We start from the raw sequence: 12,686 nt of genomic DNA, 5'->3' as shown, positions 1-12,686 counted from the left end.
CAACCGTTCAATCGGAGGATGCCCCTTGGCCCATAACCACACCACCATCACCCCCGCCGCACTCGCCGCGATCCTGGACGCGCCCGACGCGCCGGTCCTGATCGACCTGCGCGACGACGAGGATGCCGCCGCCGATCCGCGCCGCATTCCCGGCGCGCGCGCGGGCACGCTCGCCGCGCTCGAGGACGGGCCGCCGCCCGAGGGTCCGGTCGTCTGCACCTGCCAGAAGGGCGGCAAGCTGAGCCAGATCGGCGCGGGCCTTCTGCGCGCGCGGGGCGTGGCGGCACGATACCTGACGGACGGGCATCTGGCCTGGGTCGCGGCGGGCCTTCCCTTGATGACGGCGCGCGCGCTGCCGGACCGATGGATCGTCGCGGCGGATGCCGGTTGGGACGAACTGGCGGCATTCTGGGTGCTGCGGCGCCTCGTGGATCGGCACGCGTCGGTCTTGCCGGTGACGCGGGACTGGGTGACGCCCGCGCTGACTGTCCGGGACGCCACGGCGGTGCCCGCGACGGGCCGCGACATGGCCGAGATGGCCGGGCTGGACCACCCGGCGGTCGCGCATCTTTCCGGCGGGCCCGCGCGCTTGCTGGCCGGTCGGCTGGCGCGGGTCGCGTCGCCGCTCGAGGCGCTCGACCTGGTCGATGACTGGCTCGCGGGGCAGACCGCATGAGCGCGCCGGGCTGGGCCGAAATGGCCCGCGTCTTCGGCCGCATCGGTTTGCTATCGTTCGGTGGGCCCGCCGCGCAGATTGCGCTGATGCATCGCGAGTTGGTGGACCTGACGCGCTGGCTCGACGAGGATCTGTTCCTTCGGGGGCTCGGCTTCTGCTCGCTCCTGCCGGGGCCCGAGGCGATGCAGCTTGCGACCTTCGCGGGCTGGCGGCTGCGCGGCACGGCCGGGGGGCTTCTGGCGGGCCTTCTGTTCGTCGTGCCCGGCGCGGTGGTGATGGCGGCGCTTGCGGCGCTCTACCTGAGCTACGGGCGCTTGCCGCTGGTCGAGGCGGCGTTTCTCGGGGTGAAGGCGGCGGCGCTGGCTATCGTCGCGGGCGCGCTCTGGAAGCTGCGGGCCAAGGCATTGCGGGGGCCGGTGGCGCTCGGCGTTGCGGTCGCGGCATTCACGGCGCTCTTCGTCTTCGGCGCACCCTTCTGGGCGGTGCTCGGGGCGGCGATCCTTCTGGGGCTCGCGCGGCCCTCGGGTGCGGCGCCGGGGGAAGCGCCCATCCGCCATGCGGGCACGGTCCGAACGGTGGCGACCTGGCTCGCGATCTGGTGGCTGCCGCTTCTGGCCGTGATGGCGCTGGCCCCCGGTTCGGTCCCGGCCGAGGCGGCGGTGTTCTTCAGCTGGCTCGCCACCGTCAGCTTCGGCGGTGCCTATGCCGTGCTCGCGGCACTGGCGCAGACGGCGGTCGAGGCACAGGGCTGGCTGAGCCCCGACCAGATGATCGACGGGCTGGGCCTGGCCGAGACGACGCCGGGGCCCCTGATCCTCGTGACGCTCTTCACCGGCTGGCTGGGCGGGGCGCAGGCGGGGGGCTGGCCGGTGGCGGCAGCGACGGGGCTCGTGACGCTCTGGGCGACCTTCGCGCCCTGCTTTCTGTGGATCTTCGCAGGCGCGCCGCATCTCGATCGGCTGTCGGCGATGCCGCGTCTGCGCGGCGCGCTCGACATGGTGTCGGCGGCGGTGGCGGGGGTGATCGCGAATCTGTCGCTCTGGTTCGGCATCCACGTCCTCTTCCGGCGGGTGGACGAGGACGGCTTCGGCCCGCCGGTGCCCGACTGGGCGTCCTTCGACCCGGTGGCCGGGGCTTTGGCAGCGATCGCGCTGGTCTGGCTGCTGGTCCTGAAGCGCGGCCTTTTCGAGACGCTGGTGCTGGCCGCGGCCCTCGGGGCGACGGCGCATCTGGCGGGGGTCTAGCCCGCGGCGCGGACCGCCTCGGCCACTTCGTCGACGACGCGATCCAGAAGGGCCGGATCTTCGCATTCGGCCATCACGCGGATCAACGGCTCGGTCCCCGACGCCCGGATCAGGAGGCGGCCCCTGCCGGTCAGCGCGTCCTCGGCCGATGCGATGGCGGTCTGCACCCCGGCGGCGGCCAGCGGGTTCGCGCCGCTGGCATAGGCCACGTTGTCGAGCCGCTGCGGCACCGGTTCGAACACGTCCATCAGCTCGGCGGCGGGGCGACCGGTGCGCACCATCTCGGCGGCAAATTGCAGTCCCGCAATGAGGCCGTCGCCGGTGGTGGCGTAATCGGTCATGACGATATGGCCTGACTGCTCGCCCCCGAGGTTGAAGCCGCCCCGGCGCATCGCCTCGACCACGTGCCGGTCGCCGACCTTGGTGCGGTGAAGCTTGAGATCCTGCGCCGCGAGATGGCGTTCCAGGCCGAGATTAGACATCACGGTCGCCACCAGCGTGTTGCCCGCAAGCCGACCCTCGCCCGCCCAGCGCGCCGCGAAGAGCGCCATGAGCTGGTCGCCATCGGCCACGCGGCCCGCCGCGTCGAGGATCATCACCCGATCCGCGTCGCCATCGAGCGAGATGGCCAGGTCGGCGCCATGGGCCACGACGGCCGCCGCCGCCGTATCGGTATGGGTCGAGCCGCATTCGCGGTTGATGTTGCGCCCGTCCGGCGCGACGCCGATCGGGATGACGGTCGCCCCCAGCTCGGCCAACACCTCGGGGGCGGCGCGGTAGGCGGCCCCGTTGGCGCAATCGACCACAATCTTCAGCCCTTCCAGCGTCATGCCGGCGGGGATCGTCGTCTTGGCGTACTCGACATAGCGCCCGCGCCCGTCGTCGATCCGCTTGGCGCGGCCGATGTTCTGCGCCTCGGCCGGGCGGACGCCTTCCTCGACCATGCGCTCGATCTCGGCCTCGGCGGCGTCCGAAAGCTTGAACCCGTCCGGCCCGAAGAGCTTGATGCCGTTGTCGTCGGCGGGATTGTGGCTGGCCGAGATCATGACGCCCAGATCGGCGCGCATCGACCGCGCCAGAAGCCCCACGGCGGGCGTCGGCACGGGCCCGAGCAGAAGCACGTTCATGCCGGTCGAGGTCAGGCCGGCCGTCAGCGCGTTCTCGATCATGTAGCCCGATTGGCGCGTGTCCTTGCCGATGACGACCCGGTGCGCATGCAGCGAATGGCCCGCGTCGCGCCGGAAATAGCGCCCCGCCGCCGCCCCGATGCGCAGCGCCATCTCGGCGGTCATGTTGCCCTCGTTGGCGCGCCCGCGCACGCCGTCGGTCCCGAACAGGCCCATGCTCACTCTCCCGTCACGGCCCGCCAGAGCGCGAGCGCCTGCACCGTCTCGGGCACGTCGTGCACACGGTGAATCTGGATGCCTTGTGCCACGGATGCCAGCGTCACCGCCAGCGTTCCCGGTCCCCGATCGCGCGGCGCGGGTGCGGTACCCAGATCGCCGATGAACCGCTTGCGCGACGCGCCCAGCAGGACCGGCACGCCGAGCCCGTGGAACAGGCCGATATCGCGCAGGAGGGCGAGGTTGTGGTTTCGCGTCTTGCCGAATCCGATGCCCGGATCGACCACGATCCGGTCGCGCGGGATGCCCGCGGCGAGTGCCGCGTCGATCCGGTCGGCCAGCGCATCGTAGACGTCGAGGAGGACGTCGCCATAACGCGGGTCATCCTGCATCGTCTCGGGCGTGCCCACGCTGTGCATCAGGCAGATCGCCGCCTCCGAGGCCGCGACGGTTGCGGCCATCCCAGGGTCGAAGGCCAGGGCCGAGACGTCGTTGATCATCGTGGCCCCGGCGGCAAGGGCATGGCGGGCCACCTCGGCCTTTCGGGTGTCGACACTGATCCGGCGGTTGCCGAGCGCGGCGAGGACTGGGGCGAGCCGCGCGATCTCCTCGGTTGCGGGGATTTGAACGGCGCCGGGGCGCGTGCTCTCGGCACCGAGGTCGAGGATGTCTGCGCCCGTCATCCTGTCGGCGACGGCGCTGGCCGCGTCCACCGCCAGATGCGCGCCACCATCTGAAAAGCTGTCGGGCGTGATGTTCAGGATGCCCATGACGCGCGGGGCGTCGAAGGTGAGGCCCGCGACGGGCGCGCGGGGGGAGATGAGGGGTGCGAGTTCGGCCGCGGCGCAGGCCGAGATGGGCACGACCTCGCGGGGGCGCCCGCGCTCCAGCCGCGCGACCCGGTCGAAGCGCAGCCATCCGTCCGCGAGGTTCGGGCCGTCGGCGTCCCGCGCGGGCAGGGGCAGGAGATAGGCCATCAGACCGCGTCGAGCGATCCGGCCTGCCGCTCGGGGACGGGGCCGTCCGGCGCGATGGGGCCGGGGAGGACCAGCTCGACCGCGGCGAACTCGGCGGCGAACCAGCGGGCCAGCGTCGCGGGGTCGGCGTTCTCGGGGCCATGGGTCGCGTCGAGCACGATGCGCGACGGCGCCCAGAGGGTGATCCCGCCCCGGCGCATCGACCAGTCGAGCTCGGTCCGGCTGTCGACGACAACGCAGCGATCGTCGCGGGCCGCCAGCCGCCAGGCCGCCTGCTCCATCGCCAGAAGGTCGATCCGGCGCTGGGGCATCGGGTGGGCCGCGCGCGGCGCGTCGAAATCGGGCGTCGCGATCAGGACGGTGGGCACCGGGTCGCCCGCGAGCCGGTCCAGCATCGCGCCCAGCGCGGGATCGTCCTGCGCGCCTTCGGCCAGCAGGACGATTCGTGGCGTGGGCGCATCCTCGGCCAAGGGAACCACGGGACCGGCGGCGCGGGACCGCACGATCTCGACGCCCAGCACATGCGGGCCGCGATCCAGCTTCTCGATCCGTACGAAGACACGGGCGGCGCGGTCGTGCAGGAGGACGCGTGCGGCGATGCGCTCGGCCAGCGTCTCGAGGAGGTTCAGACGCTCGGCCTCGAGCTCGACATCGATTGCCTCGATCAGCGTGTCATAGGACAGGATGCCGTCCACGTCGTCGCCCAGCACCGCCTCGGTGTCGGGCACGACCTCGGCCACGATGTCGAAACGCACCCGCTGCAGCACGCCGCGTTCCAATTGGAAGGCGCCGATCTCGACCTCGCGGACATGCTCGCGCAGCGATATCCGGTCGAGTGGCAGCGCGTCCGCGCGCGCCCGGTCGAGCGGGGCGGCGAAGGCGAGGCGCAGCGCGTGCTGGTCGCGGGCGTGACGGTCGGACATGGGGCAGAGGGTCCAAGGCGCGGAGGGCCTCCATCTCAGACCACGGGTCGGGACGGAAAAAAACCCCCGGACCGTCGGCCCGGGGGTCGTTTGCGTCATGCGGCGGCCGATCAGGCGCCGGGGATCTGCTTGTAGAAGATGTGCTGCCCGACCTTGGTCGTGCGCGGATAGACTTTGGCCCAGTGCGGGTTGACGTAATCCGCATGGTAGTGCGTCGCATCGGCAGTCAGCGCACGGGGCGCACCGTCAATCAGGAGACGGGCGATCTTGCCGGCCTTTTCCCACGCGGCCTGCTCGGTCACGCGCTCGGGGATGCCGTCGCAGGTATAGCTGAACTGGCAGGCGTGCAGGCGGCCCGTGCCCTGGTTGACGACCTTGCAGATCGAGCTGGGATGCCGGGGGCTGTCGACGCGGTTGAGAATGACTTCGGCGACGGCGACCTGGCCCGCGACAGGCTCGCCCCGCGCCTCAAAATAGATCGCCTCGGTCAGGCAGCGCCACTGCGCGTTGCCGCTGGCCCGGTCCATGTCGCTGAGAAGATCCCGGTCGATCTCCTCGATCCGGGCGGCGTCGTCGGGCCGCGCGTCCGAGAGGGGCCGCGCGCGGCGATCGAGGACCGATCCGCCCGCTTCGGGGCCCGAGTTGAGGCTGGCCAGTTTCGTCCAGCCGGAGAGCCCGACACCGCCGAGCTGGGGTTGTACCACTTGTGCCGCACCCTGGGTCGCAACGCACACGAAAAGAGAGACCGCAACCACGCGGACCACGCCGAAAACCTTACGCATATTCAAGTCTGTCCTATCCGTTCGGACGCTGTGACGGCTGTACCCTTTGCGGGTTATCGTTCCGTCAACGTCCACCCTTTTGTCTGAGTGGGACAGGTGCGGTCTCAAAGCGGTGTTTGCAACCGCAGCATTGGGCGAAAGGTTGCGTTCGGCGGCGCTAACGGGGCCGAATTCGCGAATTCCTGCCGATTTTAGTCAGGATCGGCGCGAATCTGCCGCATCGCTGCCGAGAATCGTCGCATGGGCCGCCGCGAGCTTGGCCACGGGCACCCGGAAGGGCGAGCAGGAGACATAGTCGAATCCGGCCAACCGGCAGAAGGCGATCGATTCGGGACTGCCGCCATGTTCGCCACAAAGCGCCACGGTAACGTCGGGCCGAACCGCCCGCCCGCGCGCCGCCCCCAGGAGGAGGAGTTCGCCTACCCCGTCCACGTCGAGCGTGCCGAATGGGTCCTCGGGATAGACGCCCTCGTTGACATAAGCCGACATGAACCGCCCCGCGTCGTCGCGCGACAGGCCATAGGTCATCTGCGTCAGGTCGTTGGTCCCGAAGCTGAGGAAATGGGCCATCTCGGCGATTTCACCGGCGCGCAGCGCGGCGCGCGGCGTCTCGACCATCACGCCGAGGCGGTAGTCGAATTCGGTGCCCGATTCCTCGCGCACGGCGGCGGCGATGGCGTCGATCCGGCGCTTGACCAGCTCGACCTCGCGCCGGGCGGTGACGAGCGGGATCATGATCTCGGGGGTGACGACGGAGCCCTCGTCGAGGGCCGCGACGGTCGCCTCGAAGATGGCGCGGGCCTGCATTTCGTAGATCTCGGGCATGGCGATCCCGAGGCGGACGCCCCGCATCCCCAGCATGGGATTGTATTCCTGCATCGCGGCGATGCGGGTCTTCACCTCGGAGAGCGGCCGGTCGAGCGCCGCGGCAAGATCGCTGATGCCCTGGCCTTCGGAGGGCAGGAACTCGTGCAGGGGCGGATCGAGCAGGCGGATACAGACCGGCAGGCCCGACATCAGCGTGAAGAGCTCGGTGAAATCGTCGCGCTGCATCGGGAGGAGGCGTTCGAGCGCCGCGGCGCGGTCGGACGGGCCTTCGGCGAAGATCATCTCGCGCATCACGGTCAGGCGGGCGGGGTCGAAGAACATGTGTTCGGTCCGGCAGAGACCGATCCCGTCGACGCCGAAGCCGCGGGCAAGCGTCGCGTCGGCCACGGTGTCGGCATTGGCGCGCACGCCGATATCGCGCGCCTGGTCCGACCACGTCATGATATCGCGGAACGCGTCGTCGAGCATCGGCTCCTGCGTCGGCACCAGCCCGTCCAGCACCTCGCCCGAGGAGCCGTCGATCGTGATGCTGTCGCCTTCGCCCAGCACGCGCCCGTCGGCCAGCGTGACGGTCCTGTCCTTGCCCGAGACGCGCAGGCCCGTGGCCCCGGTGACGCAGGGCAGGCCGAGGCCGCGCGCGATCACGGCGGCGTGGCTGGTGGTGCCGCCGCGTTCGGTCAGCACGCCGTCGGCGGCGTGCATGCCGCGCACGTCGTCGGGCGAGGTCTCGCGGCGCACGAGGATGCAGGCCTCGTCGCGCGACAGCGCCGCCTGTGCCTCGGCGGGGTCGAAGACGAGGCGACCGGACGCGGCCCCCGGCGAGGCTGCGACGCCACGCGCGAGCACGGTGCGCGGCGCATCCGTGTCGATCTGGCGGTGGAGCAGGCGGCTCAGCGTGGCGGGCGCGATCCGGAGCAGTGCCTCGGAGCGGGGGATGATGCCGTCGCGAGCCAGCGCCGTGGCGATGGCGACCCCGGCGCGGGCCTCGCGCGGGCAGCGGACGGCGTCGAGCACGGCGAGGCGACCCTGGTCGATGGTGAACTCGACCTGCATCTCTTCGCGCAGGCGGGTGCGGCAACGCGCGCCGACATCCAGAAGCTCGGCATAGACCTCGGGCAGCAGCTCTTCGAGCGAGGGGCCGCGCGCGTCGCGGGTGAGGTAGAGGGCGCGGTCGGGCGCGCGAAGCGCCTCGCGGCCCATGGCCTGCCCCATGTAGCGGCCCGTGACCTGCGGCGCGCCCGTCGCCGGGTCCACGAACTGCACCACGCCCGAGCCGGACTGGCCAGGCCCCATGCCTTGCGCCATGCGCTGCACCACGAGACCGAGCCCCGCGTCGGCGGGCGCGCCCTGGGCCTGGCGCAGAAGGCGCGCGGAGGTACCCTCCCACGCGCGGGCCATCGCGCGGAGCACGGCGGCGAGCTGGTCGCGGATATCCTGCGGGAACGGCTCCTCCATCTCCTCCTCGAAGACGGCGCGGGCGGCGGCGGGGGTGGTCGCCTCCTCGAACGGGGCCTCGTCAAGCCGCATCACCTCGATCGCGAAGGAGCGGATGAAGCGCAGGTAGAGCTTGTCGGCCACCGTGTCGCCCAACGTGTTCGACAGCCAGGCATGGGCGTGATCGTTCATCCCGATGTTGAGGACGGCGCCGGGGCCGCCCCAATCCGGCGTCTCGGACGAGGACCGCACCGACAGCAGGCGCGGCTCGCCATCGAAGAGCGAGATCAGCGTCGAGAGGTCGATCATCTCGCCCCCCGCGATGTCGCGCACGGCGTCGAAGGGGATGGCGACGGTATGCGGAACCGGCAGCTCCATGCGGATCAGGCGCTGCAGGCACTTGGCACGCTTGCCATGCCGCTCGCCCTTGATGTCGGCGGTCGGCGTGATCTCGGTGAAGCGTGGCGTATCGAGCATGGCCGGTTTCCTTTGCGCTTGCAGCATAGCGCAATGCTGCAATGCGGCAAGGTCGTTCGTGTAAACGTGACGTTACATGTCGCGTTGCCGTTTCCGAACGATTTCCGGCGACGGGACGCGGGCGACCCGCGCGGTGTTGCGAAGCTGCATGGCGAGGGCCAGGCGGTCCGGTCCCGGGCGGGTCCGGCGCGCCACTCAGCCCTCGATGCGCGACAGATCGGCGATCTTGGTCCCCATGGTCACGATCTCCGACAAGAGGTTCAGGCGGTTGCGCCGCGTGATCTGGTTTTCGGCGTTGACCTGCACCGCCTCGAAGAAGGCGTCGATGGGCGCGCGGAGGCACGCCAGCGCGGACATCGCGGCGGTGTAATCCTCGGACGCCATGGCCGCGTCGATCCTCGGGCGCGCCTCGGCCAGCGCAGCGAAGAGCGCGCGCTCCTCGTCGGTCTCGGCCAGCTTGGCATCGCCGCCATAGCTGTACTCGACGCCGTCCTGCGCCTGCGCCTGGTCGAGGATGTTCTTGGCCCGCTTGTAACCCTGCAACAGGTTCGCGCCGTCCTCGGTCTGGATCATGGCGTTCAACGCACGCGCCCGGGCCACGAGGTCGGTCAGGTCGTCGGTCCGCTCGCCCGTGAGGCAGGCGTCGATGACGTCATGGCGGATGCCCTCGGATTTGAGGTGCTGCTTGAGGCGGTCATGGAGGAATTCCTCCAGCAGCAGCGGGGCGGCAATTGCGGCATCGGGTTCGCCGTCCGCTCCTGCCCACGTTGCGGAATGCCCATTGGCAGCGAATGCTGTCTTGAAAACGGGGTCGAGAGGAAATTGCAAACGATTGTCTAAGATCAACCGAATGACACCCAAACCCGCTCGCCGTAACGCATACGGGTCCTTCGACCCCGTGGGCCGTTCGTCGATCGCCCAGAACCCGGCCAGCGTGTCGAGCTTGTCGGCCAGCGCAACGGCGACGCTCACCGGCGCGGTCGGCACGTCGTCGGACGGGCCAAGCGGCGAATAGTGCTCTTCGGCGGTCGCCGCGACCTCGGCGGGCTCGCCTGCGGCTTCGGCGTAGTAGCGGCCCATGAGGCCCTGAAGTTCGGGGAACTCGTAGACCATCTCAGACGACAGGTCCGCCTTCGCCAGCCGTGCGGCGCGCTCGGCGCGGTCAGGATCGGCCCCGACGGAGGGCGCGATCTCGCGGGCCAGCGCCGCGATGCGGTCGATGCGTTCGGCCTGCGATCCGAGCTTGGCGTGGAAGGTCACGTCGGCCAGCTTCGCGAGCCACGGCGCGGCCCAGTCCTCGCCGCCCGCCTTCGCCACGCGCAAGTCGTTCTCCCAGAAGAACACCGCATCCGCCAGGCGGGCCGACAACACGCGGTCGTTGCCCGCGAGGATCGTGGCGCCGTCGTCGGCGGTCGCGCGGTTGGCGACGGTGATGAAATGGGTGATCCGGCCGGTCTTGTCGCGGACCGAGAAGAACTTCTGGTGCTCGCGCATGGAGGTCTGGAGGACCTCGGGCGGCAGGTCGAGGAAGGCGTCCCCGATCCGGCCCATCAGGACGACCGGCCATTCCACGAGGCCCGCGACCTCGGCCAGAAGACCCGCATCCTCGACCACCTCGAGCCCGGCGGCGAAGGCCTGGTTGGACGCGTCCTGCCAGATCGTGTCGGCGCGGGTCTCGGAGGAGAGGACGACATGCGCCCGTGCGAGCTTCGCCTCGTAATCGTCGAAGGAGCTGACGGTGATCGGGCCGGGGGCCATGAAGCGGTGGCCCTCGGTGACGTTGCCCGAGGCGATGCCGTCCACCTTGAGCGGCACGATCTCCGAGCCGTCCTCGCGCGTCAGGAGGCAGAGGATACGCCGCAGCGGGCGCACCCAGCGCAGCGTGCCGTTGCCCCAGCGCATCGACTTGGGCCAGGGGAAGTCGCGGATCGTCCGCTCCAGCACCTCGGCCACGATGGCGGCGGCGGGTCGGCCGGGGGTCGTGATCCGGGCGATGTAGACCTCGCCCTTCTTGTCGGCGCGAACCTCGAGATCCTCGCGCGCCACGCCCGCGCCGCGCAGGAAGCCGTCGATCGCCGTGTCGGGCGCGCTGACCTTCGGGCCGCGCCGCTCCTCGGTGGTGGTCGGGCTCTCGTCCGTCAGGCCGTGCACGGAGAGGGCGAGGCGCCGTGGCGTCGCGTGCGCCACGGCCCCCGCATAGGTCAGCCCGGCCTCGACCAGACCGTCGGTCACCAGCCGTTGCAGGTCGGCGGCGGCGCGCCGCTGCATGCGGGCGGGGATCTCTTCCGAGAAGAGCTCGATCAGCAGGTCGGACATGTCAGAGACTTCCTTCGATGAGCGGCACGAAGGTCTCGCGCGCGGGGCAGGCGCGGCCGACGGCGGTGCCGTCATAGGCCTTCCGCCCGCAATCGTTGAGTTCGTGCCACGCCCAGCCGCGCCCGTCGGCGGCCAACGCCACGATCCGGTCCACGCCGAAGGCCACGTCCTGATACGCGAGGAAGGCGCGGGCCTGGCCCGAGCTCAGGAGCGCGCCGATCGCCGCCGCCTCGAAGCAGTCGAACCAGGGTGGCGCGATGGTCGGCGCGGCGCCCGGATGCGGAGTCGCGGCGATCTCGTCCCCCAGCGCGGCGAGGTCCAGATCGGTGGTGAAACAGGCCCGGAAACCCAGCGGCGAGGATTTCGAGGCGATGGCCTCGACCCCGCTCGCGGGCAGCGTCGTCAGCCCGTCCTCGGCGAACAGCGTCAGCGTCACCGGCCCCTCGACCGGCGCGTAATAGCCGCGGGTCTGGGCGAACCAGAGCCCCGCGCCGGCACCCAGCGCGGCCAGAAGGATGGCGATGACGGCGAACTTGCCCAAGACGGTCTCCGAAGGATGGGGTCGGCGCGGGGGTAGCGCGCGCGCCGGGCGGGGACAAGACTGGGGCGGCGCGGTCTGGCCCCTCGGGGCGGATCGGTGCATGGATCGGGGGCGATGACGGAGGTGATGCGATGACGGCCGGGACGACGACATACGAGGCGACGCCGCTGGAAGGGCCGGGCGCGCGCGACGAGGCCGAGATGCTGGCCGCGGCGCAGGCGTTCCGCGACGGGCTGGCGACGCGCCGCACGGTGCGCGACTTCGACCCCCGGCCCGTGCCCCGCGCGGTGATCGAGGCCTGCATCGCCGCCGCCGGCACCGCCCCCTCGGGCGCAAACCAGCAGCCGTGGCATTTCGAGGCGATTTCCGCAGGCGACCTCAAGGCCCGCATCCGCGAGGCCGCCGAGGCCGAGGAGCGCAAGTTCTACGAGGGCGGCGCGTCGCAGGAATGGCTCGACGCGCTGGGGCCCCTGGGGACCGACGCCGAGAAGGCGCACCTGACCGACGCGGCCTGGCTGATCGTGATCTTCGCCCAGCGCTGGGGGACGCGGGCCGACGGCAGCCGCGTCAAGCACTACTACGTTCCCGAAAGCGTCGGCATCGCGAGCGGCTTCCTCATCGCCGCGCTCCACACCGCGGGGCTGGCGACCCTGACCCACACGCCCAACCCGATGGGCTTCCTGCGCGAGCTCCTGGCCCGCCCGGACAACGAGAAGGCCGTGATGATCCTCGTGGCCGGGCACCCCGCCGAGGGCGCCGCGGTGCCGGCGGCGGCGAAGGTGAAGAAGGGACTGGGCGAGATCGCGGTGTTTCGGGAGTGAGGAGGGGTGTTGGCTTGTGTTGAGCACTGACGGCGGGGAGCGGACATTCGCCGCAGGAATGAGCCATCCAAGCTGCCAGGTAGGAAGCAGACATTCAGACCACGCCAAACTCGGGCCTGGCGCTGCACCGCCGCAAGGCGGCTTCGAGCTGGTAGCGGACCCCGAGACGCGCACGGCGGAAGTGAATCGCCGCACGATCTGCATGTTCGCGGACGACCAGTAAAAGACGATCTCGTGCTTCCGGTTGACGCTGGATTGGCTCGTCGCGCCAATGGCATCGTCAAACAGCGGTGCTCCGGTACAAAAGGCCGAAAAGCGCCCATT

General features: G+C 70.8%; 10 protein-coding genes. 3 read left to right on the top strand and 7 right to left on the bottom strand.

The genetic code is table 11. The annotated features are described in order from the left end of the window. Nucleotides 1–25 precede the first annotated feature (25 nt). Together ACK8OR_RS06315 and chrA are read left to right on the top strand one after the other, a co-directional pair. Nucleotides 26–676 carry a rhodanese-like domain-containing protein gene (locus tag ACK8OR_RS06315; protein WP_410188571.1) on the top strand — a complete coding sequence of 217 codons (651 nt, stop codon included), beginning with the start codon at nt 26–28 and terminating at the stop codon, nt 674–676. Then, nucleotides 673–1,920, top strand: coding sequence for a chromate efflux transporter (gene chrA / locus ACK8OR_RS06310; protein ID WP_410188570.1), 1,248 nt, complete (start codon nt 673–675; stop codon nt 1,918–1,920). Before ACK8OR_RS06315 ends, chrA begins: the two co-directional genes overlap by 4 nt. Here the strand turns inward: chrA and glmM are convergent. The 7 genes from glmM to ACK8OR_RS06275 form a co-directional block, all read right to left on the bottom strand. Beyond that, nucleotides 1,917–3,263 carry a phosphoglucosamine mutase gene (gene glmM, locus ACK8OR_RS06305; protein ID WP_410188569.1) on the bottom strand — a complete coding sequence of 449 codons (1,347 nt, stop codon included), beginning with the start codon at nt 3,261–3,263 and terminating at the stop codon, nt 1,917–1,919. The genes chrA and glmM overlap by 4 nt on opposite strands. Nucleotides 3,264–3,265: 2 nt before the next feature. Continuing rightward, nucleotides 3,266–4,240, bottom strand: coding sequence for a dihydropteroate synthase (gene folP, locus ACK8OR_RS06300; protein ID WP_410188568.1), 975 nt, complete (start codon nt 4,238–4,240; stop codon nt 3,266–3,268). Continuing rightward, nucleotides 4,240–5,163 (bottom strand): dihydroneopterin aldolase, encoded by a 924-nt coding sequence (locus ACK8OR_RS06295; protein ID WP_410188567.1) that lies wholly within the window; start codon nt 5,161–5,163, stop codon nt 4,240–4,242. Before ACK8OR_RS06295 ends, folP begins: the two co-directional genes overlap by 1 nt. Before the next feature lie 110 nt (nt 5,164–5,273). After that, a complete protein-coding gene (locus ACK8OR_RS06290) occupies nt 5,274–5,867 on the bottom strand; it encodes a cell wall hydrolase (RefSeq protein ID WP_410188566.1) in 594 nt (197 codons plus the stop codon). A 273-nt stretch (nt 5,868–6,140) separates the two neighbouring features. Then, complete coding sequence (locus tag ACK8OR_RS06285) at nt 6,141–8,684, bottom strand: putative PEP-binding protein (protein ID WP_410188565.1); 2,544 nt, start codon at nt 8,682–8,684, stop codon at nt 6,141–6,143. 195 nt (nt 8,685–8,879) lie between these two features. After that, a complete protein-coding gene (glyS, locus tag ACK8OR_RS06280) occupies nt 8,880–11,000 on the bottom strand; it encodes a glycine--tRNA ligase subunit beta (RefSeq protein WP_410188564.1) in 2,121 nt (706 codons plus the stop codon). A 1-nt stretch (nt 11,001) separates the two neighbouring features. Beyond that, entirely contained in the window at nt 11,002–11,541 is a 540-nt protein-coding gene (locus ACK8OR_RS06275) for a DUF6446 family protein (protein WP_410188563.1), read from the bottom strand. A gap of 131 nt (nt 11,542–11,672) precedes the next feature. Between ACK8OR_RS06275 and ACK8OR_RS06270 the strand changes: the two genes are divergently transcribed. After that, entirely contained in the window at nt 11,673–12,362 is a 690-nt protein-coding gene (locus ACK8OR_RS06270) for a nitroreductase family protein (RefSeq protein WP_410188562.1), read from the top strand. Nucleotides 12,363–12,686 lie beyond the last annotated feature (324 nt).

Origin of the sequence: Jannaschia halovivens (assembly GCF_046452375.1) — a bacterium.
Lineage (GTDB): Bacteria > Pseudomonadota > Alphaproteobacteria > Rhodobacterales > Rhodobacteraceae > Jannaschia > Jannaschia halovivens.
The sequence above is the reverse complement of the archived record's forward strand: the minus strand, read 5'-3'. Positions and strand labels throughout refer to the sequence as shown.

Bases quoted from the DNA above. Each gene is read 5' to 3' on its own strand.
- chrA (WP_410188570.1), top strand. From the start codon at position 673: ATGAGCGCGCCGGGCTGGGCCGAAATGGCCCGCGTCTTCGGCCGCATC.
- glmM (WP_410188569.1), bottom strand. From the start codon at position 3,263: ATGGGCCTGTTCGGGACCGACGGCGTGCGCGGGCGCGCCAACGAGGGC.
- folP (WP_410188568.1), bottom strand. From the start codon at position 4,240: ATGGCCTATCTCCTGCCCCTGCCCGCGCGGGACGCCGACGGCCCGAAC.
- ACK8OR_RS06295 (WP_410188567.1), bottom strand. From the start codon at position 5,163: ATGTCCGACCGTCACGCCCGCGACCAGCACGCGCTGCGCCTCGCCTTC.
- ACK8OR_RS06285 (WP_410188565.1), bottom strand. From the start codon at position 8,684: ATGCTCGATACGCCACGCTTCACCGAGATCACGCCGACCGCCGACATC.
- glyS (WP_410188564.1), bottom strand. From the start codon at position 11,000: ATGTCCGACCTGCTGATCGAGCTCTTCTCGGAAGAGATCCCCGCCCGC.
- ACK8OR_RS06270 (WP_410188562.1), top strand. From the start codon at position 11,673: ATGACGGCCGGGACGACGACATACGAGGCGACGCCGCTGGAAGGGCCG.